Origin of the sequence: Allobosea caraganae (genome assembly GCF_003351345.1) — a bacterium.
Taxonomy (GTDB): domain Bacteria; phylum Pseudomonadota; class Alphaproteobacteria; order Rhizobiales; family Beijerinckiaceae; genus Allobosea; species Allobosea caraganae.
Genome location: NZ_QQTO01000019.1, coordinates 947,731 through 970,573, shown reverse-complemented (window position 1 = coordinate 970,573; position 22,843 = coordinate 947,731). Strand labels below are relative to the sequence as shown.

The 22,843-nt window shown below is 68.8% G+C and carries 14 protein-coding genes and 1 pseudogene; 8 read left to right on the top strand and 7 right to left on the bottom strand.

Features of this window, described 5'->3' with window-relative positions; all coding sequences use genetic code 11:
* Nucleotides 1-16 precede the first annotated feature (16 nt).
* The gene (locus tag DWF00_RS12800; RefSeq protein ID WP_114827921.1) at nucleotides 17-802 is read left to right on the top strand and encodes a 2-keto-4-pentenoate hydratase; all 786 of its coding nucleotides are present in this window, start codon (nucleotides 17-19) and stop codon (nucleotides 800-802) included.
* Nucleotides 803-854: 52 nt separating this feature from the next.
* On the opposite strand, the gene DWF00_RS12795 is transcribed toward DWF00_RS12800, so the two are convergent.
* Entirely contained in the window at nucleotides 855-5,378 is a 4,524-nt protein-coding gene (locus DWF00_RS12795) for an autotransporter domain-containing protein (RefSeq protein ID WP_181832507.1), read from the bottom strand.
* A 288-nt stretch (nucleotides 5,379-5,666) separates the two neighbouring features.
* On the opposite strand from DWF00_RS12795, the gene DWF00_RS12790 reads away from it, so the two are divergent.
* From DWF00_RS12790 to DWF00_RS12760, 7 genes are all read left to right on the top strand, one after another.
* Entirely contained in the window at nucleotides 5,667-6,218 is a 552-nt protein-coding gene (locus DWF00_RS12790) for a putative pterin-binding protein (protein ID WP_210207843.1), read from the top strand.
* Nucleotides 6,215-8,299, top strand: coding sequence for a sensor histidine kinase (locus tag DWF00_RS12785; protein ID WP_114827919.1), 2,085 nt, complete (start codon nucleotides 6,215-6,217; stop codon nucleotides 8,297-8,299). The genes DWF00_RS12790 and DWF00_RS12785 overlap by 4 nt, the downstream gene beginning before the upstream one ends.
* 5 nt (nucleotides 8,300-8,304) lie before the next feature.
* A complete protein-coding gene (locus DWF00_RS12780; RefSeq protein ID WP_114827918.1) occupies nucleotides 8,305-9,342 on the top strand; it encodes a response regulator in 1,038 nt (345 codons plus the stop codon).
* Between the two features lie 205 nt (nucleotides 9,343-9,547).
* A complete protein-coding gene (locus tag DWF00_RS12775) occupies nucleotides 9,548-10,687 on the top strand; it encodes an ABC transporter substrate-binding protein (RefSeq protein WP_114827917.1) in 1,140 nt (379 codons plus the stop codon).
* A gap of 49 nt (nucleotides 10,688-10,736) precedes the next feature.
* A complete protein-coding gene (locus DWF00_RS12770) occupies nucleotides 10,737-11,798 on the top strand; it encodes a FecCD family ABC transporter permease (RefSeq protein WP_114827916.1) in 1,062 nt (353 codons plus the stop codon).
* A gap of 2 nt (nucleotides 11,799-11,800) precedes the next feature.
* A complete protein-coding gene (locus tag DWF00_RS12765; protein WP_114827915.1) occupies nucleotides 11,801-12,586 on the top strand; it encodes an ABC transporter ATP-binding protein in 786 nt (261 codons plus the stop codon).
* Between the two features lie 3 nt (nucleotides 12,587-12,589).
* The gene (locus DWF00_RS12760) at nucleotides 12,590-13,363 is read left to right on the top strand and encodes a class I SAM-dependent methyltransferase (protein WP_114827914.1); all 774 of its coding nucleotides are present in this window, start codon (nucleotides 12,590-12,592) and stop codon (nucleotides 13,361-13,363) included.
* A 12-nt stretch (nucleotides 13,364-13,375) separates the two neighbouring features.
* Here DWF00_RS12760 and DWF00_RS12755 read toward each other — a convergent pair.
* From DWF00_RS12755 to DWF00_RS12730, 6 genes and pseudogenes are all read right to left on the bottom strand, one after another.
* Nucleotides 13,376-14,845 (bottom strand): annotated as a pseudogene (locus DWF00_RS12755) (DNA translocase FtsK); the annotation flags it as partial.
* A 1,334-nt stretch (nucleotides 14,846-16,179) separates the two neighbouring features.
* Complete coding sequence (locus DWF00_RS12750) at nucleotides 16,180-17,415, bottom strand: Gfo/Idh/MocA family protein (RefSeq protein WP_114827913.1); 1,236 nt, start codon at nucleotides 17,413-17,415, stop codon at nucleotides 16,180-16,182.
* 39 nt (nucleotides 17,416-17,454) lie between these two features.
* On the bottom strand, nucleotides 17,455-19,071 hold the full coding sequence (locus DWF00_RS12745; RefSeq protein WP_114827912.1) for an ABC transporter ATP-binding protein: 1,617 nt from the start codon (nucleotides 19,069-19,071) through the stop codon (nucleotides 17,455-17,457).
* 34 nt (nucleotides 19,072-19,105) lie between these two features.
* A complete protein-coding gene (gene ggt / locus DWF00_RS12740; protein WP_114827911.1) occupies nucleotides 19,106-20,701 on the bottom strand; it encodes a gamma-glutamyltransferase in 1,596 nt (531 codons plus the stop codon).
* The gene (nagB, locus tag DWF00_RS12735) at nucleotides 20,698-21,468 is read right to left on the bottom strand and encodes a glucosamine-6-phosphate deaminase (RefSeq protein ID WP_114827910.1); all 771 of its coding nucleotides are present in this window, start codon (nucleotides 21,466-21,468) and stop codon (nucleotides 20,698-20,700) included. Before nagB ends, ggt begins: the two co-directional genes overlap by 4 nt.
* On the bottom strand, nucleotides 21,465-22,676 hold the full coding sequence (locus tag DWF00_RS12730) for an ROK family transcriptional regulator (protein ID WP_114827909.1): 1,212 nt from the start codon (nucleotides 22,674-22,676) through the stop codon (nucleotides 21,465-21,467). The genes nagB and DWF00_RS12730 overlap by 4 nt, the downstream gene beginning before the upstream one ends.
* Between the last annotated feature and the right edge of the window lie 167 nt (nucleotides 22,677-22,843).

Genomic DNA, 22,843 nt, shown 5'->3' with positions numbered 1-22,843 from the left:
GGCCGGGGAGATAAAGATGCTGGATGCGGACGGACTGGCGCGGCGCCTGCTGCGCGAGCATGAGCAGGGCGAGCCGTTTCGGCCCTTCGCGGCGGCGAATGGCGCCGCGTCGCTGGCCGACGCCTATGCGATCCAGGACCGCTTCGTGCCGCTGCTCCAGGCGAAGCACGGCAAGCCGGTCGGCTACAAGATCGGCCTGACCTCGCAGCGCATGCAGCAGATGTGCGGCATCGACTCGCCGATTGCCGGCGTGGTGCTGACTGACCGCGTCCACCAGTCCGGCGCAAGCGTAGCCATCTCCGGCTATGGCCGGCTCGGCCTCGAATTCGAGATCGCCGTCCGCATGGCCTCCGACCTGCCGCCGCAGGGCGCGCCCTTCACGGCCGAGAGCGTCGCCGGCCATGTCGGCGGCGTCTGCGCCGCCATCGAGATCGTCGACGACCGCGCCGCCAACTACGCCGAGCTCGATATCCTCTCGCTGGTCGCCGACAATTCCTGGAATGCCGGCATCGTGCTCTCCGAGTTCCGCGACAGCTGGCCGGCGCTCGACGCCGTGCTCGGCACCGTCCGCAGCAACGGCGTCGAGGTCGATCGTGGCCATGGTCGCGACGTGCTCGGCCACCCCTTCGCCCCGCTCGCCTGGCTCGCCAACCACCTTGCCGCGAAGGGCGAGGCGCTGCGCGCCGGCGACATCGTCATGACCGGCAGCCTGGTCACGACCCGCTTCCCCAAGACCGCCGAGGCCTATGAGTTCGAGATCGAGGGTCTTGGGAAGGTCGCGCTTTCGGTGACCGCGGGCTAAACCAGCCAGCGCAGGCTCATCACCGCGCTGGCTGGAGTCCCCTCGCCTGACCTCAGAACTTGACGGCGAGGTTGCCCTTGAAGGCGTGGTCCTGGGCATCGCCTGCGAGCTGGCCGGTATAGGACAGGCCGAGCGTGGTGCTGTTGCCGATGGCGAGGTCGAGCCCGGTCTCCACCAGGGCGGCATTCTTCGCGACCGGCACTCCGGCGACCGAGAAGGCGCGGCTGCCGGCGAAGGCCAGCGTCGCCAGCGGGGTGGTGTCGCCGAAGGCATGGCGCCAGCCCAGCGTGCCGCGCAGGGTCAGCTCCATGCCCTGGACCTGCAGGCTGCTCGACACGCGCAGGCCGAGCGTCGAGAAGCCGACGGAGGTATCGGAACCATGCGCGGCGAGCGCGGCCGCCCCGCCCTGCTCCGTGAAGCCGTCGCTGTGCAGGTTGACATAGGCCAGCCCTGCGAAGGGCTCCAGCGCCACCCGGCCGAGATCGACGCGGTAGCCGAGCTCGCCGAAGACCTGCGCAGTGCCAGCGTTGTAGCCGCCCTTCAGGCTGTCGCCGAAGCCGGTGAAGGAGACGGTGCGGCGGGTGTCCACGTCGTGCCAAGTGTAGCTCGCGCCCGCGCGCAGCCCGATACCGCCCCACTGCCCGCCGCCATAGAGGCCGAGGTGGTAGTTGTCGCTCGACCCGGAATCGACCCGGCCCTTGGCATCGAACTCGCTGCGGCTATAGCCGGCGAGCGCGCCGAAGCGCAGGTTGTCGAAGACTGCGACATCCGCACCGACCATCAGGCCGCCGCTGGAGCGCGAGAGCCTGGCGGCGTTGCGGTTGCCGTCACTGTGCCCGAAGGAGCCATAACCCTGGCCCCAGACCGCGAAACGCTCAGCCTGCGGGCGCTTCGGCATCGGCCCGGTCGCGGCCGTGGCCTTGTCGGCGCTGAAGCCGTAGCTCATCGTCGCCATGGGCGCCGCGCCGACCGAGCCGAAGGCCGAGCGCAGCCGGTCGATCGCCCCCGCGCGCACCGCCCCGCTCTCCTCGACCAAGGCGGTCTTGGCCGAAGCGTGGATTTCGCCGGAGAGCTGGTCGAAGGCGGCGCGCGCGCCCGGAGCGTCCTGCATCAGCAGGCTGTTGTAGAGGGCCAGCGTGCCGCCGACCTGCGGCAGGGTGTCGAGCGCCCGGGCCGTCGAGAGCTGGTTGCGCGTCTGCGCGACCCGGCCGAACAGCGTGGGGGGCTCCCGAGTCGGGTTGGCGCCCGGGCCGGGCTGGGAGCCGGGATTTGAACCGGGGTCGGTGCCCGGCTCGGGATTGGGCTGAGGATCGGTGCCCGGATCCGGCTGCGGCTCGCCATCCTTGACCTTGATCGAGACGGCGACCGCCTCGGTGGTCTGATCGATCGAGACATCGATGAAGGCCGACTGCGTCACGGCTTCGGCAAAGCTGCCATTGATCCCGCCGGCAGCCATCAGGACGATGTAGGATTGGCCGTTCTGGTAGCTCACCCGCGGGTCGAGCGCGGTCACCGCGAGCCGGCTGCCGCCGATCGTCGCCTGGCCGGCGACCATGATGCTGTCGGCGTCGCCATTGCCGGCGATCTCGGCGGCATAGGTCGAGCCTGGCGCCAGCACGAGATTGCCGCCCACGGTGAAGGAGCCGACCGAATTGCCGGGCGCGATCGTGCCGCCGGCGAGCACGGTCAGGTCGGCCGTCGCGCCGTTGCCGCTGATCACGGCCCCGCTCTGCACGGTGACAGCCGAGTTCAGCAACGAGCCGTTCAGCACCAGCCGGCCGGCGGCGACGGTGGTTGCGCCCTCCAGGTCGTTGACCCCGGTCAGGGTCAGCGTCCCCGCGCCCTGCTTGGTGAAGGCGCCGCTGCCATGGATGCCGCCACCGAAGCTGCCATCGACGGCCTGGTCGATGACGAGGGCTGCATCGTTGACGATCGCGCCGGTGCCGAAGCTCGAAGCCGCACCTGTGAGCGTGCCGTCCGATATCCGGGTGCCGCCGCTATAGGTGTTGGTGCCGGTCAGGGTCAGGTTGCCGATGCCGCGCTTCCAGAACTCGCCGCTGCCGGACATCTCCGAGGCGAAGCTGCCATCAGCCCCGGCATGGACCGAGAGCGCGCCGTCATTGCGCACGGCGCCGAGTTGGCTGCCGCCGGAGACTTCGAGCACGCCCTGCTCGATGACGGTGCTGCCGACCACATGGTCCCTGGCGGTCGCGTCGAGCAGGCCCGCGCCCGTCTTGACCAGCGTGCCCGAGCCAGAGATCAGCCCCCGGTATTGCCCATCGCCCTGCTGGTCGAAGACCAGGCGCGCGTTGTTGGCGATGTCGCCCTGCAGGCTGGTGCTATTGCCGACCAGCGTGCCGTGGCGCACCTCGGTGCCGCCGGCATAATCGTTGGCGCCGGTCAGGACGAGCGTGCCGTAATCGGTCTTGACCAGGCGCCCCGAGCCGGTGAGCACACTGCCGATGATCGCGGTATAGCCAGCCCCGACCTCCGTGCCGTCGCCGACGCGGATGATCGTCTCGGGATCGTTGATCTGGATGCGCCCACCCATCAGCCCGTAGCCATCGGCGGCGAACTGCATGCCGGTGACCTCGATCGGCGAATGGCCGTCGTCGACGATCACCATGCCGCCGGTGTTCTGGAAGATGACGAAGCCCGGCGTCGGCGCCTGCCGGCCGTTGCTCGCGCCGTCGACCGTGGTGAAGCTGTCGATGTCGCCGCTCCAGGTGCCGGCACCGCCATCGACCCGGCCGTTGTTCCAGCGGCTGATGTCGCTGCCGTCCCAGAACAGGCGCTCGGTCAGCGCCGCGTTGACGATGTTGACCTCGCCGACGACCGAGGTCTGGACCGCGAGCTGGCTGCGGTCGGTGCCACCGGGCACCGTGCCGATCTCGAGCCCGTTATCGGTCAGCGTCCCGCCATAGTTGACCAGCCGATAGACGCCCTGTCCGAACGTGCCGTAATTCGCCACGTTGACCCGGCCGTCGAGCACCAGGTTGTTGTTGACCTCGAACAGCCCGGCGGTCGCACCTGGCGTCGTGAGTTCCACGTCGATGACGCTGCCGGCGGACAGATTCAGGCTGTGCATGCGCAGGCTGTCGCCCTGGATGCCGCGCAGGATGCCGCCGTCATGGACCCAGACGGCGCCGAGATGGCCGTTGCCGGTCAGGGTGCCGCCCTCGGCGACATTGATGCTGTTCCGCACGCCGTTGAGGTCACCCAGGGTTCCGTCGACCCGCAACGTACCGTTCATCACCTGGATGTCGCCGGTCAGGCGCGAGCCGTCGCCGCTCAGCCTGAGTTCGCCCGAGCCGATCTTATGGAAATGGCCGTCGCCTTCGATGATGCCGGAGAAATGCGACGAGCTGCCGAGATAGCCGACGATGGCGCCGCTATCGCCGATATCGAGCCGGCCGGCGCCGCTGAGATCGCCGATCGTCTGCGTCGCCCGGAACTGCGCCGTGGCTCCGGCATCGATCATCAGAAAGGAGTTCTGCGACAGCGCGCCGAGCTCGGCGAAGGTGAGCTGTCCCGCCTGGACGCGCGTATTGCCGGTGTAGGTGTTCACGCCCGTCAGCGCCAGCTCGCCGGCCCCCGTCTTGGTGATGCCCATGAAGCGCCCGGCCTCGCCGATCGCGCCGGAGATCGTGGCAGCGCCCGCGGCCACCTGGAAGCCGGCATCCCCCTGAAGATCGATCCGGTTGGCGACGGTGATCGCGTCGTCGAGCTGGAGCGTCGTGCCGCCGCTCATCCGCAGCACGCCGGCGCCGAGCGCCCCGCTATTGGCGACGCGCAGGGCGCCCTGGTTGAGATCGGTGTAGGCGTGGCTGTTGCTGCCGCTGAGCGTGAGCGCGCCGGTACCGCGCTTTCTGAGCGGACCCGTCCCCGAGATCGTACCGCTCAGCTCGGACGCGCTCTCGGCGATGATGACTCCGCCTTGCAGAACGACGTTGTTTGCGTAGGTATGGCCGGTGAGAGCCAGCCCGACATCGGCGTTGGTGCCCAGGGTTATCGAACCCGTTCCTGCGGCGTTGGCGCTGCCGAGAGCGAGAATGCCGCGCTGTACGGTCGTTCCGCCGGTGTAGACGTTGTTTCCGCTGAGGATCAGCCGGTCGAAGCCGCTCGTGTTGAGCTCGCCGCTGCCGCTGATGACGCCACCATGCGTCCCTCCGGCCGAGATCATGCTAACGCTGCCTGTGATCATCGTGGCATTGTTGACGGTGATGCCGGCGCCGATCGAGAGCGACGTCCCGTGCGCCATCGTCAAGGCACCCGTGCCCAGCGCGTTCTGGTGCCCCACCAGGAGCAGGCCTGCGGTGTGGTTCGTCCCGCCCGTGTAGGTGTTGTCACCGTCAAGCCGAAGGGCGCCGCCCCCGGTCTTGACGATGCCGAAGGCTCCGCTGATCACACCCGCCTGGATCGAGATGTATTGCTGCCCGTTCGGCACCTCCAATGTGGTGTTGCCGGTCATCGCGATCGGGGCGTTACGGGACTCGCCGGAGCCATAGGTGATCGTGCCCTGAGCCTGCGCCGACGGCGCCAGCGCGATCGTCATCGCCAGGGTGGACGCTGTCACCAGCAGGGCGCCGCGAAGATGTCTCACAGGCAGGGTCGGCATCGCATGTCCTTGTTTTGCTTGGGCATCGTGCTTCCCCGGCGGAGCGCGGCGGCGGGGCGAGTGGCCGCAATCCGACTCGGGGTCCGCTGCGTCCGCCGGGGAAGCGGGCCGACCTAGCGGCAGCTTTCTTCCCCTGTCCCCCTGCGTTCAGACGGGGCCGGGCGCGAAGCACCCGCCTAAACCCGCACCTGTCGCGCCGAGGCCACGGTCCCGGCGTCGGCCTGCCTTGGCGACGGGATGCGGACGATGGCGTTTGGAATGGTCACGCGGCTTCGCCGCGCGGGTTGGACGTCGGCCGCCTGGATGCTGGCGACGATCCTGGCGGCGCTCGCCCTCACCGTGGCGGCGCTGGCCGCGAGCCTGCCGCAGCCGGAGGGCCGCCCGCTGCTCGAAATCTCCGGCCGGATCACCGCCACCAACCGCAACGCCGCCGCCGTGTTCGACCGGGCGATGCTGGAAAAGCTCGGGCTGCGCACGCTGAGGACCGGCACGGCCTGGACCGACGGCGTGAAGGTCTTCGAGGGCGTGCTGGTACGAGATCTGCTCGCCGCGGTCGGCGCCGAGCGCGCCACCATGATGCGCGCCGTCGCGCTCAACGACTATGTCGTCGACATTCCGTTGTCCGACTTCCAGCGCTATGATGCGATCATCGCGCTCAGCATGGATGGACGAGAGTTGACGGCACGAGACAAGGGGCCTTTGTGGATCGTCTATCCGCGCGACCAGTTCGGCGAGCTGCAGGACGAGCGCTATGACGCGCGCTGGATCTGGCAGCTCAAGCAGCTGATCCTTTCATGACGCGGCGCTGGCGCCGGCTCGAACTGGCTGCCACCGTCGCGGCGATCCTGGTCTTCGCCGCGCTCTTGGGCTGGGCGCTGCTGCGCCTGGTCAATGTCGAGCGCGCCATGCACCGCGCCTTCGGCGAGGACGCCGCCTACGCGCTCTCGCAGGCCCAGTTCGAGCTGCAGGAGCTGACCCGCATCGCCGCGCTCGGCCCCGCCGCCGAGCTGAGCGGCCAGTTCGACATCGCGGTCAGCCGGCTGGTGCTGCTGCGCGAGGGCGATCTCGGCAGCAAGCTCGCCGCGCTCGGCTTTCCCGGCGAGGCCGGCCGGATCGAGGCCGCGCTGCTCAAGCTCGAACCGCTGCTGGTGCGGCAGCCCGGCCCCGAGCTGGGGGCGGCCTTCTCGACGGCGCTCTCGGGCCCGGTCGAGAACCTGCGCAACATGGCCAACACCAACGTCCTCTCCGAGCGCAACCGGCTCGGCCAGCAGCGCGACGCCTATCGCCTGACCCTCTACGAAATCATCGCCTGCATCCTCGGCATCCTGCTCACCGGCTGCTTCCTGGTCGCCCGCCTGCTGCACAACCTCGGCCGCGCCGAGGCTGCCGACGAGACGCTGCGCCAGGAGAAGCACTTCCTCCACCTGCTGATCGAATCGAGCAAGGAGGGCATCGTCGCCTTCGACAAAGACCTGCGCTGCACCCACTGGAACAGCGCCATGGCCGCGATCTTCAGGCGTCCGGCCAGCGAGGTGGTCGGCGCCGACCTGCGCAAGGCCTTCCCCTTCCCGGAGGATCACGTCGTCTCGCGGATGCTGCGGCAGACGCTCGCCGGCGAGGATTTCTACATGTCGGAGCACCTCATGCCCGGCACGAGCATGTATCTGGAGAAGGCGAGCTTCCCGGTGCGTTCGCGCGGCGAGGTGGTCGGCGGCGTCGTCATCATCCGCGACGTCACCGTGCGCGCGCTCGCCCAGCACGAGCTGGCGCGCCATCACGAGGAGCTCGAGCACCAGGTCGAGGAGCGCACCGCCAGCCTCAACCACACCCAGGTCCAGCTCCGCTCGGCGATCAACACCGCCCCGGACGGCTTCGCCGCCTTCGACGCGGACGGGCGGCTGATCGTCGCCAACGAGGTCGCGGCCGAGATGTTCAAGGCCGAGCCCGGGCTGTTCGCGCCGGGCACGCCGCTCGACAGCGTGCTGGCCCGCACCGGCTTTCCGCAAGCCGGCACGCTCTCGGCCGAGGAGCGCCGCGCCGTCGAGCTGTTGCGGCCGCAGGGAGTCTGGCTGCTCGCCAGCCTCAACCGCGCCGCGGACGGCAGCAGCGTGCTGCGCTTCGCCGACGTCACCACCTACAAGCACGCCGCCGCGGCGCTGCAATCGGCACTGGCCCAGGAGCAGAGCCTGCGCCAGCTCTATACCGGCTTCGTCTCGATGGTCTCGCACCAGTTCCGCACGCCGCTGGCGATCATCGATTCCGGCGCGCAGCGCATGCAGCGCCGCGGCGCGACCATGACCGCCGGCGAGATCGAGACCCGCACCGGCAAGATCAGGCACGCGGCGATGCGGCTGGCCCGGTTGGTCGACAACACGCTCAACGCGGCCCGGCTCGACGCCGGCGAGATCGACTTCCATCCCCGCCCCTGCGACCTCGCCCAGCTGATCAGCGACGTCTGCGAGCGCCAGCAGGAGCTCACCCCCCATCGCCGCTTCGACCTCGCGCTCGCGAACCTGCCCGAGCGCGTCTCCTGCGACGCCCTGCTGATGGACCAGGCGCTGGCCAACCTCGTCTCCAACGCCGCCAAATACTCGCCCGACGACCAGCCGATCATCGTCGATGCCGCCACCGACGACCGCTCGGTGACGCTGACGGTGCGCGACCGCGGCATCGGCATTCCCGAGGACGAGATCCCCCGCCTGTTCGAGCGCTTCTTCCGCGCCCGCACCGCCGCCGGCATCGAGGGCACCGGCATGGGCCTGCACTTCGCCCGCGAGATCGTGCACCTGCATGGCGGCTCGATCAGCGTCAGCTCGCGCCAGGGCCATGGCGCGGCCTTCACCGTGACCCTGCCGCGCGAACGGCGAACCGGAGTCTGACACCGATGCCGCAGACCATCCTTTGCGTCGAAGACGAGGTCGACCTGCGCGGCGACATCGTCGAGGAGCTCGAGGCCGCCGGTTACGCCGTGCTTGAGGCCGGCAATGGCGAGGACGCGCTGGCGCTGCTCGCCAAGGCCAAGCCGGACCTGATCCTCTGCGACATCACCATGCCCGGCATGAGCGGCTTCGAGATCCTGCCGCGCCTGCGCAAGGCGCAGCCGGACTACGAGGAGGTGCCCTTCATCTACCTGACGGCGCTGGCCGGCCGCAGCGACATGGTCCAGGGCCGCAAGCTCGGCGCCGACGACTACCTGGTCAAGCCGATCGACTACGACCTGCTGCTCGCCACGATCCGGACGCGGCTCGACCGTGTCGGCCGCCTGCGCCAGAGCTTCAACGCGAGCTTCGAGAGCCAGCGCCGGAGCATCGTCGAGACCGCGCTCTCCGATGCGAAGCTGGCGCTGAACGGCGTCGCCTCGGCGCTCGACAAGGTCGGCCGCGGCATCGTCGTGTTCGACCGGCGCGGCCTCGTCTCGCTCATCAACGATACCGCCCGCGCCATTGCGGCCGAGGGCGATGCCGTGATCCTCGCCAACGGCCAGTTGCGCGGCATCCAGCAGGCCGGCGCCAAGGCGCTGGCGCTGGCGCTCGACGAGGCGCTCGGGCTGGAGGGGCAGGTCAGCCTCGTGCTGGCCGAGCGCGACTTCCGCCACCCGCTCGCCATCCAGATCTACGGCATCCCGATGCCCGAATCCGGTGATGGGCCGGCAGCGATCGCCTTCCTGATCGATCCAGAACAGCGCCCGCCGGTCTCGGCCGAGATCATCCGGCGCATGTACGGATTGACCGTGACCGAGGCCCGCGTCGGCGTCGCGCTCGCCTCGGGCCGCCGGCTGGAGGAGGTCGCCGACGACATGGCCATCGCCCAGACCACCGTCGCCTACCATCTGCGCAACATCTTCCGGAAGACCAACACCGCCCGCCAGGCCGACCTGATCATGCTCTTGATGCAGAGCTCCCTCTACGTGGCCGCGCCTTAGCGCGCAGCCCGCCGCCGCCGATCTGTCATTCGCTCACGGCATAGGCGAGATTTCGCCCGTACCATCAGAGCTGTCTCTACGATCTTCGCGCGCGAATACTTCATTCTCTTATTTAGACTAAATCTAAACAAAGAGAATTGCTTTGATGCGGGGCGCAGACCCGTGATAGCGGCTGGGTCAATTCTCCCAAGCTGGAAGAACAGCCATGTCGTCTCGTTCCGTTTCGCTGCGCCGCCTGATCTCGGCGCTCGCCTTTTCCACTGCGGCCTTCCTGAGTGCCGCCGCGATGGCAGAGACGATCGAGGTCACCGACCTCGCCGGCCGCGTCGTCAAGGTCACCAAGGACCCGCAGAAGATCGTGCTCAGCGAGGGCCGGCAGCTCTACACGTTGGCGATGCTCGACCGCGACGACCCGTTCAAGCGCGTCGTCGGCTGGGGCAACGACCTGATCCAGAACGATCCCGGCGCCTGGCAGAAATACCTCGCCAAGTTCCCCAAGGCGAAGGACGTCGCCGACATGGGCAACCCCTATGCCGCCGATGTCAGCATGGAGAAGATCGCCTCGCTCGGCACCGAGGTCTACGTCCTCGACCTGTCCAACTACTTCAAGGCGCAGGAGACCGGCCTGCTCGGCAAGCTCGAGAAGGCCGGCATCGCCACGATCTTCGTCGATTTCCGCCAGGACCCGACCCAGAACGTGCTCCCAAGCGTCCAGCTCCTCGGCCGCGTCCTCGGTCGCGAGAAGGAGGCCACCGCCTTCACCGACTACTACCTCCAGCAGACTCGCCGCATCTATGCCCGCGTCGGCGCCATTCCCGACAAGAAGAAGCCGATGGTCTTCGTCGAGCGCGCCGCCGGCCTGCTGCCCTGCTGCGCCACCTTCGGCCCGGCCAATTTCGGCCGCTTCATCGAGGAGGCCGGCGGCCGCAACTGGGGCAGCCAGTTCTTCACCGGCTTCCAGGCCGAGGCCGCCCAGGAGAAGGTGCTGACCGACAACCCGGACGTCTACTTCCTGACCGGCTCGAACTGGTACGGCAGCAACCCCGGCAGCAGCGCCGTCAGCCTCGGCTACGACGCGACGCCGGAGAAGGTGCAGAAAGAGCTCTCCGCCCTGATGCAGCGCGCCGGCTTCCCGCAGCTCAAGGCCGTGCAGGGCAAGAAGGTGATGGCCTTCTACCACCAGTTCTACGACGCGCCGTTCTACTTCGTCGCCGAGCTGGCCATGGCGAAGGAGCTCTATCCCGACCTGTTCAAGGACGTCGATCCCGAGGCGATCTTCAAGGAATTCCACGAGAAATTCCTGCCGATCTCCTATTCCGGCATCTTCTGGGCGAAGCTCCAGTGATCCTGGCTCCAGTGACCCTGGCCGCAGCCGCCCCGACCGATCGCGCTCGATGACCGCCGCCTTGCCCCTGGGCACGACCGCCACTGCGGATTATCGCCAGCGCAATGCCCGCCGGCTCAAGCTCGTCGGACTCGGCCTTGCGGCGCTGGTCTTCGCCGTGGCGCTCGACGTCTCGATCGGCCCCGGCAACATCCCGCTGGCGGATGTCCTGCGCGTGCTCGTCGATCCGCAGGCGGCCGAACCGCGCCTCTCGGTGATCGTCTGGGACCTGCGCCTGCCGATCGCGCTGATGGCGCTGACCGTCGGCGCCATGCTCGGCCTGAGCGGCGCCGGCATGCAGACCATCCTCGCCAACCCGCTCGCCGACCCGTTCACGCTCGGCGTCTCCGCCGCGGCCACCGTCGGCGCCTCCGTCGCGATCGTCACCGGCTGGAGCGTCATCCCTGGCGCCGGCGTCTTCATCGTCACGGCCAACGCCTTCGTCTTCGCGCTCGCCGCCTCGCTCGTGCTGTTCTTCATGACCAAGCTGCGCGGCGTCAGCGCCGAGACGATGATCCTGGTCGGCATCGCCCTGCTCTTCACCTGCAACGCCATCACGGCGCTGATGCAGTACCGCTCGAACGAGGTGCAGCTGACGCAGATCGTGTTCTGGACGCTCGGCAGCCTGGCGCGCGCCACCTGGGGCAAGGTCGGCATCGCCGCCTGCCTGATCGCGCTCGCCCTGCCCTTCTTCCTGATGCGCGGCTGGGCGCTCACCGCACTGCGCCTCGGCGACGAGCGGGCCGAGAGCCTCGGCGTCCGCGTCGACCGCCTGAGACTGGAGATCCTGGTCGCGACCTCGCTGCTGGCAGCGGTCTCGGTCTCGTTCGTCGGCGGCATCGGCTTCATCGGCCTGGTCGGCCCGCATATCGCGCGGCTGCTCGTCGGCGAGGACCAGCGCTTCTTCCTGCCGGTCGCCACCATCGCCAGCGCCACGCTGCTCTCGCTCGCCTCCAGCGTCTCGAAGGCGATCAATCCCGGCGTGATCTACCCGATCGGCATCATCACGGCGCTGATCGGCGTGCCGTTCTTCGTCAGCCTGGTCATGTCGATCCGCAGCAAGGCCGCCTAAACATGACCCTGACCGTCCAGGACCTGCATTTCAGCTACGGCTCGGCCCCGATCCTCCGGGGTCTCGGCACCGGCGAACTGGCCCGCGGCAGCCTCGCCGCGCTGGTCGGCCCCAACGGCTCCGGCAAGTCGACACTGTTCCGCTGCGTCGCCGGCCTGCTGCGCGCCAAGAGCGGCAGCGTCAGGCTCGACGGCCACGATCTCGCCGCGCTCTCGACGCGCGAGCGGGCGCGAAAAGTCTTCTACCTCTCGCAGGACACCGAGGCCCGCGTCGCGCTCTCGGTGTTCGACGTCATCCTGCTGGCCCGCAAGAGCCTGCATCGCGGCTTCGCGCTGGCGGCGTCAGTCGACGACGTGCGCGCGGTCGAGGCGGTGATCGTGGAACTCGGCCTGGAGGCGTTCGCCTCGCGCGACATCGGCACGCTTTCCGGCGGCCAGCGTCAGCTCGCCGCGATCGGCCAGGCGCTGGTGCGCGAGCCCGACGCGCTGCTGCTCGACGAGCCGACCAGCGCGCTCGACGTCCGGCGCCAGCTCGACGTCATGGCGACGATCCGCGCCGCGACCCGCCGGCGCGGCATCGTCACGATGGTGGCGATCCACGACCTGTCATTGGCGGCGCGCTTCGCCGACCATATCCTCGTCATGAACCAGGGGCGCATCGCCCAGTCCGGCGAGCCGCACGAGGTACTTGCGCATCCGGCCGTCTCGGAGACATATGCGGTCGGCGTGCATCTCGAACGCTCGGCCCGCGGCACGCTTCTGGTCGAGCCCTATATCCAGGTTCACTGAGCCATGCCGGCACCGACCCCACACGACAATTTCTCCCTCAAGGAAGAGATCCGCGCCTATTGGTCTGTCAGGGCCGAGACCTTCGACCAGTCCTACGGCCACGCGATCAAGTCCGACCGCGAGCTCAAGGCCTTCCAGCGCCTGATTCGTACCTCTTTCGGTGCCAAGCCGATCGACGTGCTCGACCTCGCCTGCGGCACCGGCGAGATCACCCGCGCCCTGCTCTCGCTGAACCACCGCGTCACCGCGCTCGACTTCTCCGAGGCGATGATCGAGCGCGCCCGCGCCAAGCACGGCAAGGCCGCCCGCATCCTGCTCGGCGATGCCGAGCACCTGCTCGACGCCGATGCGAGCTATGACGCGCTGATCACCCGCCATCTGGTCTGGACGCTGACCGATCCGGAAGCCGCCTTCGCCGAATGGTTCAGGGTTCTCAGGCCGGGCGGGCGCCTGCTCGTCATTGACGGCGACTGGATCAACCGCACACCGCTCCAGGCCCTGATCAACCGCCTCGGCAACTGGCTGCGCGACAAGCGCGGCGCCGCCGTCCACCAGATCGACAGCGACACGCACGCCTCGATCAGCAAGCGCTTCTTCTTCAAGGACGGGCTGAGCCAGGAGTGCCTGAAGGGCATGCTCGTTGCCGCGGGCTTCGTGAACATCGCGCCGGCCGATTACAGCCAGGTCGTCCGGGCCCAGCAGCTGACGGCGCCGATCCACGACGCCATCCGGCTGGGCTCCTCGACCCGCTTCGCCCTGCTCGCCGAGAAGCGCTGAGCGCTCGCGCGCTCAGTCCTCATCCTCGCGGGCGCGTCCAGTCTCGACCAAAATCTCGCGTTTTCCGGCGTGGTTTGCGGGTCCGACGATGCCCTCGTGCTCCATCCGCTCCATGATCGAGGCGGCGCGGTTGTAGCCGATCTGCAGGCGGCGCTGGATGTAGGAGGTCGAGGCCTTCTTGTCGCGCAGCACCACCGCCACCGCCTGCTCGTAGGGATCCTCGCTCTCGGCCGAGGCCATGGCGCCCTTGTCGAAGATGGCGCCGCCATCCTCGTCCTCGGCCGCGGCGGCCTCCTCCTCGGCCGTCACCGCCTCGAGATAGTCCGGCCGCCCTTGCGTCTTCAGGTGCGCCACGACCTTCTCGACCTCGGCGTCGGAGACGAACGGCCCGTGCACGCGGGTGATGCGGCCGCCGCCGGCCATGTAGAGCATGTCGCCCTGGCCGAGCAGCTGCTCGGCGCCCATCTCGCCCAGGATCGTGCGGCTATCGATCTTCGAGGTGACCTGGAACGAGATCCGGGTCGGGAAGTTGGCCTTGATCGTGCCGGTGATGACGTCGACCGACGGCCTCTGGGTGGCCAGCACGACGTGGATGCCCGCCGCGCGCGCCATCTGGGCCAGGCGCTGGATCGTGCCCTCGATCTCCTTGCCGGCGACCATCATCAGGTCGGCCATCTCGTCGACGATCACGACGATGTAGGGCAGCGGAGCGAGGTCCATCACCTCCTCCTCGTACACCGCCTCGCCGGAATGCTTGTCGAAGCCGGTCTGGACCGTGCGCGTGATCACCTCGCCGGCCGCCACCGCCTCGCCGACGCGCACGTTGAAGCCGTCGATGTTGCGCACGCCGAGCTTCGACATCTTCTTGTAGCGCTCCTCCATCTCGCGCACCGCCCATTTCAGCGCGACCACCGCCTTCTTCGGGTCGGTGACGACGGGGGTGAGCAGGTGCGGGATGCCGTCATAGACGGAGAGCTCGAGCATCTTCGGGTCGACCATGATCAGCCGGCACTCCTCCGGCTTGAGCCGGTAGAGGATCGACAGGATCATGGTGTTGATCGCGACCGACTTGCCCGAGCCGGTGGTGCCGGCCACCAGCAGATGCGGCATGCGGGCGAGGTCGGCGATCACCGGCTCGCCGCCGATGGTCTTGCCGAGGCAGAGCGCCAGCTTGTGCTTGGTGCTCTCGAAGTCCTGGCTGGCGAGCAGCTCGCGCAGGAAGACGGTCTCGCGCTTGGCGTTGGGCAGCTCGATGCCGATCGCGTTCTTGCCCGGGATCACCGCCACGCGCGCCGAGATCGCGCTCATCGAGCGCGCGATGTCGTCCGCGAGAGAGATGACGCGCGAGGACTTCGTCCCAGGCGCAGGCTCAAGCTCGTACAAAGTCACCACCGGACCGGGGCAGGCCTGGACGATCTCGCCGCGGACGTTGAAGTCTTCGAGCACGCCTTCGAGCAACCCGGCATTCTGCTGCAGGGTCTCGGTCGACACAGCCATCTCGGGCTGCGCCTTCGGCTCGGCGAGGAAGCTGATCGGCGGCAGCTCGAACACATCGGAAGCCCGCACCGGTGGAGCAAGCTCGACCGGCCGCCGCCTCGCCCTTGGCGGCTCGGCGGCAGGTTCGGGCCTGCTTCTGCGGGTGATGAGCACACCCGGCTCAGGCGTGGGCATGCTCGCGACCGCGGGCGGAGCGACAGGCCTGGGCGCCTCGGCGGGCGTAGCCTCCTGGCGGTCAACGACCCATGGCTGGGCGGAGAACCGCAGATTCACACTATAGCTCTGCGACCACGAGAGGCTTGAGGGCCTCACTGCGGCTGCGTCGGATCGGCCAACCGGACGGCTTTCGGAAACCGGCGCTTCGAACGGCATCTCGGGCTCGAAGAGCTCGCCCTCCGGCTCTTCCGGCTCATTGCGGAATATGGGCTCGGAAGACAGGTCGAGCCCGCCCTCCGCCGTCTCAGGCCCAAGCTCCCAGAAAGCGTGATCGGAAATGAAGGCGTAAGGCGTGCTCGGCTCATCTGCCGCGGCGAGTGGCGGAACGGCCACCTCCTCCGCGGTCTCCTCGGCAAATTCATCGTCGAGAGCGTATTCATAGAAATCCCCCGGGTCGAACCCGGTCTCAATCGCTGCCACCTCGTTCGGCGCCTGCGCCTGCTGCTCGCCCCAGACCTGCTTCAGCAGACGGTCGGGCGTCCGCCAATAGCGAACGCGGCTCGGCTTGCCCGCCGGCTCCGGCAATGCAGCACTGACTACAGCCTCAGGCGCCTCGACGCTCGGCACGGCTTGCGACAGGCGCACCTTGTCGGGCGTCCGAGTGAAGCGAACATTCGGCGGAAAGACGAAGGTCCCGCGAGATGCGGCAGGCGCCGCACCAGCAGCCGGAACTTCCGGAACTGGCGGGGCAGCGCCAACACCTCGGCGCCTTCTTACGAGAACGACCGGAGCATCCTGCTCGACGGGCGGATAATCCTCGCGATCCTCGTCGTAAACTCGCGGCTTGATATCGAACTGACGCATAGGCACCGCGATAACTCGAACACACCAAATAGGGACGTTCGAAGTCCTAGCCCGGCGCAGTTAACGGAGGGTGAAATCGAACCGTCGAGATTGGCGCCATCCTCTGCCGCGCGCCGCCTGTTGAGGCCCGTACAGCTGCTCGGGGCCAGCGTGCGAATCAAAAATTAATCAACGGCTTGAGCAGAACCCCTCACAGAACTCATTCGGCACTGGCCGGCTGCCGAGAGCCGAACGCAGCGGGCATGACGATGAACGTCGGAAGCGCGGGCGGCGCGCCAGAGGACGTCCGAAGCCTTCTCTCAGGCCGGCTTGCGCGCGACCAGCGGCACGTAGCCCTCAAGCTCGGGATCGGGGAATTCGACGGTGCGGCCGAGCTCGGCCGAACGGTAGAGCCCCATCAGCATCTCGACCACGCCGACGCCATCGGCAAAGGTCTCGGCAGGCGCAAGGCCGCGCCTGAAGGCCTCGACCATGTGGCGGTTCTCGTCGGTATAGCCGTAGATTCCGGCCTCGTCCTCGACCACCGGCATCAGCCCCTGCTCGGCATTCTGCTTCTCGACAAGGTCCTCGCCCTCCGAGCCGGTCACGGCGCGCGACAGGAAGACCTTGAGGCCAGTCGAGAGCGAGGAGAACTCCATCGAATATTCCGGCCCGAGCAGCTCGAGCTGGATGCGCAGGCCGGCGCCGACATAGGCCCAGGAGGTCGTCGCCTCGATCATCACCTGCTGGCCGTCGCCATCTTCGAGCGTGATGATGCCGCGGGCGAAATCCTCGACCGGGCGCTTGGCGAAGTCGATGCCCATGCGCGCTTGCAGGTCGGCGGCATAGCGCGGCCGGGTCCATTTCAGCGTCGCCACGGTGGCGCTGGCGCTGACCAGCTTCAGCGAATTGCGCGGCGCGCCGGGCGGTGTCAGCATGAAGCGCGCCACCTCGACCGAATGGCACATCATGTCGGAGAGCACGCCGCCGCCCTGGCGCTCGCCCTGCCAGAACCAGGGCTCGTGCGGGCCGGCATGCTCCTCGGCCGCGCGCGCCAGATAGGGCCGCCCGCCCTGCGGCACGGCCCGGCGCCAGATGATGTCCTTGCCGCGCACCACGGCGGTCGAGAACACCTGGTTCTCCAGATAGCCGTGCAGCAGCCCGGCATCCTCGGCCAGCACCAGCATCTCGCGCGCCTCGGCCAAAGTGCGCGCCAACGGCTTCTCGCAGGCGATGGCTCGCAGAGGTGCGCCGGCTTTCACCAGCCGGTGGATCTCGCGCATGATGTCGAGGCGGGTATCGTTCGGCGTCAGCAGCCAGAGCGCATCGACCTCGCCCGACATCGCCATCGCGTTGAGGCTGTCGAAGACATGGGCCGGCCCGAGCCCGAGCTCGCGCGCCTTCTCGGCGATGCGGGTGCGCTTCTCCGGCGAGCGGCTATAGACGCCGCCAATGCTGATATTGCGCACGCCGAGCATCGACTGGAGGTGGAAGGCGGCGATGAAGCCTGAGCCGATCAGGCCGACGCGCAGGATCGGAAGCTCTTTGAACGACATCAACAGGCCCTCCCAAGCCATTCAATCGATTGGCGAATGTCACGAACCGGTCAGCCGCCCGCGGCCGGGAATGGCGGCGAGCAGCGCCTGCGTATAGGGATGCTCCGGCCGCGCCAGCAACTCGGCTGTCGGCCTGAGCTCGACGATCTCGCCCTGGCGCATCACCGCGATGCGGTCGCAGACCTGGGCGGCGACGTTGAGGTCATGCGTGATGAACAGCATGGCGAGCCTGAGCCGCGTCTTCAGACCCTCCAGCAGCTCCAGCACCTGCGCCTGCACGGAGACGTCGAGCGCCGAGACCGGCTCGTCGGCGACGAGCACGTCGGGATCGAGCGCGAGCGCGCGGGCAATGCCGATGCGCTGGCGCTGGCCGCCGGAGAACTCGTGCGGGTAGCGCCGGGCAGCGCTCGGCTCGAGCCCGACCAGCGCCAGCAACTCCTCGGCCTTCGCATGGGCCTGCGCGGCGGGAACGCCATGGGCGATCGGCCCGTCCGCGATGATCTGGCCGACGCGACGGCGCGGGTTGAGCGAGGCGAACGGGTCCTGGAAGACCATCTGCACATGCTTGCGCGCCGCGCGCAGGGCCGAGCCTTCGGTCCCGGTGAAGTCGAGTTCGCCCAGCCGCACCGTGCCGGCATCGGGATCGGTCAGGCGGATGACGAGCCGGCCGATCGTGCTCTTGCCCGAACCGGATTCACCGACCAGACCGAGCGTCTCGCCGCGGCGGATGTCGAAGCTGACGCCCTTGGCCGCCGCAACCTCGCGGCGCGAGGCGAGCGAGCCGGTGCCGCGATAGGTCTTGGTGAGCCCCACCACCGAGCAGGCGATCGGCTCACCTTCGACCGAGGGTCGCACGGGCGGGATCAGGTTCGGCACCGCCGCCAGCAGGCGCTGCGTATAGGGATGCTGCGGCCGCTCCAGGACATCGGCGACCGGCCCTTCCTCGACCACCCGCCCCTTCTCCATCACCGCGACGCGGTCGGCGATGTCGGAGACGACGCCAAAATCGTGGGTGATGAACATCACCGCCATGCCGCGGCGCTGCTGGATGTCGCGGATCAGCTTGATGATCTGCGCCTGCGTGGTGACGTCGAGCGCCGTGGTCGGCTCGTCCGCCACGAGGATCGAGGGTTCGAGCGCCAGCGCCATCGCGATCATGGCGCGCTGGCGCTGGCCGCCCGAGAGCTGATGCGGATAGCTTTTCACGATCCGCTCGGGATCGGGCAGGCCGACCTCGCGCGCCAGCTCGATCACCCGCTCGCGCCGCTCGGCCGGAGTCAGGCGGCCATGCGCCTCAAACGTCTCGGCGATCTGCTCGCCGATGCGGATGACCGGGTTCAGCGCCGTCATCGGCTCCTGGAAGATCATGCCGAGACGCTGGCCGCGCAGCGCGCGCCATTCGCCCGGCGGCAGGGTCAGCAGGTCGCGGCCCTCGAACATGATGCGCCCACTGAGCGGCCTGACGGCCTTGGGCAGCAGCCCCATCAAGGCCGAGGCGCACATCGACTTGCCCGAGCCGGATTCGCCGACGATGCAAAGGATCTGACCGGGGTGGAGCGCGAGCGTGACCTCTTCGATGGCGTAAGGCCGATCGGCGCCGGCCGGCAACGCCAGCGTGAGCGCTTCGATAGAGAGGATCGGACCCGCTTCGCTCATCCCGCCTGTCCCTTGGCCATGCCCTGCCCCATCCTCATGCCGCCAGCGCGATGCCGTCCTTGCGATGGTCCGAGGCGCCGTACATCACGCCCCTGGCGTGATCGACATAGACGATCTGGCAGCCGCCGAGCGGCTCGTCCGCCCAGATGACGCGGTGGCCACGCCCAGCGAGGTCATCGGCCACCGCGCGCGATATCATCGGTTCGAGTGAGAGATTGCCGTCGAAGGCGAAGCTGCGCGGCGCGTCCGAGGCCTGCTGGATATCCAGCCCGCGATCGAGCAGGCCGGTCAGTATCTGGACATGCCCGGTCGACTGGTACTGCCCGCCCATCACGCCCATCGCCATGGCAGGCTTGCCGTCCTTGGCGAGCAGGCCGGGGATGATGGTGTGGAACGGCCGCTTGCGCGGCGCGATCGCGTTGGGGTGGCCCTCGATCAGCCGGAAGCCGGCGCCCCGGTTCTGCAGCAGCACGCCGGAGCGGGGCGCATAGATGCCGCTGCCAAAGGCGAAGAACAGCGAGTTGATGAAGGAGACGACGTTGCCGTTGCGGTCGGCCACGGCGACATAGACCGTGTCCTTGTGCACGGGCATGTCGAAGGCCGCGGCCTCCGAAGCGCGCTTCGGGTCGATCCTGCCGCGCAGAGCCCTGATCGAGGCGTCCGAGAGCAACGACTCGACATCGAGCGGCTTGAAGGCCGGGTCAGCCACGAGCGCGTCGCGCTGGCGATAGGCCGCCTTGGTCGCCTCGGCCAGGAGGTGGATGCGGTCGGCCTCGCTGAGGCTGGCATCCCCGAGATCGAAGCCTTCGAGCAGCCGCGCGATCAGCAGCGCCGCGACGCCCTGCCCGTTCGGCGGGCATTCCCAGAGCCGGTGACCGCGATAATCGGCGCCGATCGGCTCGACATAATCGGCCGAGGCCGAGGCGAGATCATCGGCCTCCATCAGGCCGCCGAGCCCTTTCAGCACTGCGACGATCTCGTCCGCAACCTCGCCCTCGTAAAAGGCCGAGCGCCCCTCGCGCGCAATGCGCCTCAGCGTCTTGGCTAGGGCGGGGTGGTTGAGTCGATCACCGGTCGCAGGCGCTTTGCCGCCGGGCAGATAGGCGGCGATGCCGGTGCCGTGCGTCTCGATGCGGCCCGCGTAGCGCGCCCAGTCGAGCCCGGCGCGCGGCGTGACGACAAAGCCGTCCTCGGCGGCACGGATCGCCGGCGCCAGGATTTCGTCGAGGCTCTTGGTGCCGTGATCGGCCGCGAGCTTGCACCAGGCATCGACGGCGCCGGGCACCGTGACTGAATGCGGCGAATCGTCGGCGATCGATGTCAGCCCCTGGCCCAGGAACCAGCCGAGCTCCGCCTTGCCCGGCGCCCGGCCCGAGCCGTTGATCGCCACCGGCTTGCCCGAGGCCGGCGCATAGAGCGCGAAGCAATCGCCGCCAATGCCCGTCATGTGCGGGTCGATCACGCCTTGCAGCGCGACGGCTGCGATGGCGGCATCGACCGCGTTGCCTCCGGCCCGCAGCATCTCGACTGCCGCGAGTGTCGCCTGCGGATGCGAGGTCGCCGCCATGCCGCGATCGCCGACCGCAAGCGAGCGGCCCGGCGCCATGAAGTCGCGGTTGCCCCAGTTCATGCCTGTCTCCGGATATCGGCCTGCGGGCCGTCGAGCTGCGAGGCCGCTGCCTTATCGCAAATGATCCGGACCTGGGCATGCAATCGCAGCGCAGACGCTGGGCAATTAGGTGAGAGCGGCCCTTCGATGGCCGCCGCGATGGCCGCGGCCTTCTTCGCGCCGATGGCGAGCAGCACGATCTCGCGCGCCTCCAGGATCGTGGCGATGCCCATGGTCAGCGCCCGCTCGGGCACTGCGCCATCGGGAAAATCGGCGGCATTGGCCCGCCGCGTCGCCTCGCTCAGCTCCAGGACGCGCGTCCGCGAGCCGAAATCCGAGCCCGGCTCGTTGAAACCGATATGGCCGTTGGCGCCGATGCCCAGGACCTGCAGGTCGATGCCGCCGGCCCTGGTGATCGCCATCTCGTAGCGCGACGCCTCGGCGGTGAGGTCCGGGGCCATGCCATCCGGGACATGCGCGCGCGCCGGATCGAGATCGGCCTCGTCGAGCAGGTGCAGGCGCATATAGGCATGGAAGCTTGCCGGCATTTGCGGGGCGACGCCGACATATTCGTCGAGATTGAAGCTCGTGACAGCACTCAGCGACAGTCGCCCTGCCCGCACGGCCGCAACCAGATGCGCATAGAGCGGCACCATGGTCCCGCCGGTCGCGAGGCCGAGAACCCTGGCCCTGCCCGCGACGACCCGCGCCGCGATCAATTCGGCTGCCCGCGCCGCCGCGGTAGCCGCATCAGCGACGACCTCCAGCTGCGGCCGGCGCCCGCTCATGCCGCGACGTCCGCGAAGCTCGGCAGGGCAAGCAGGCTCGCGCCGGTGCCGACGCCGAACAGGGCGCGATGGACCAGATCGATGGCGCTGCCGATCGCCCCGATCAGCGTGGCGCGGCTGCCGAGCGCGCTGACTTCGATCCGCGCCGGCTGCGGCATGCAATGCGCGAGATGGACGGCGATGCGCTCGGTCAGCTCGGGGCGGACGCCGATGCTGCCGCCCATCACCACGATCTCGGGATCGATGACGCTGTGGACGGCCAGCACGGCGGTGGCGAGCACCCGCGCCACCTCGTCGACGGTGACCCGCGCCGCTTCATCCTCTTGCCCGAGCCGGTCGAAGATCTCCCGCACCGTGCGCTTCTCGCTGCCGCCCAAAGCCGCATAGCGCTCGGAGATGGCGGCGCTGCCAATGGCCGTCTCCAGCGTGCCGAGCCGCAGGCCGCGCGCGTCATAGGGATCGCCGCCGAGCGGCAGGTAGGCGATCTCGCCGGCCGCGCCGCGCGCGCCGCGCACCATCCGGCCATCGGCGAAGATGCCCATGCCGATTCCGGTGCCGAGCGCGATGAAGGCGAAGGTGTTGGCGCCCTTGCTGCCGCCGCGCCAATGCTCGCCGATGGCGGCGAGGTTGACGTCGTTCTCGATCGCGACCTCGACGCCGAGCCGGGTGCGCAGGGCGCCGCGCACGTCGAGCGAATCGAGCCCGGGAATGTTCGGCGCGATCACGATCGCGCCCGTCGCGGGGTCGATGATGCCGGGGCTGCCCATCACGCCGCCACGCAGCCGCGAGCGGGCGATGCCGGCGCGCTCGATCAGGATGTCGGCCAGCCGGCCGATCTGCTCGACGACGGCGCTGCCGCCCTCGCGCGTCGTCGGCTCGACGACCTCCGCCGCGATCTGCCCGTGCAGGTCGGCCAGCGCCAGGTGCAGCTTGGTGCCGCCAAGGTCGATGCCGAGCACGAAGGCGGCGTCGGGGCGGATGGCGTAGGTCACGGCGCTGCGGCCGACCGCGCCCTGGACCTGCCCCTCCTCGCGCACCCAGCCGTCGCGCTCCAGCTCGCGCATCACGTCGGATATGGTCTGCTTGGACAGGCCGGTGCCGCGCGCAATCTCCGCCCGCGAGACCGGGCCCTCGCGCAGGACGCGTTCGATCACCAGGCGGGTCGAGGCCTGCCTTGCGATGGTCGTTGAGGCGATATCCGAAGCCATGACGTGCCCGATGCGATTAGTCTGATATCAGAACTAATAGGCAGTTCGACGCGGCGTCAAGTTACCCGATCGGATCAAGCCGGACCATCGGAATGCCCGATTTCAGAAGTGCGCCACTTCCATTTGTTCGGTGGATTTACAAACTTTGCCAAGCGTGCTTGCTTAAC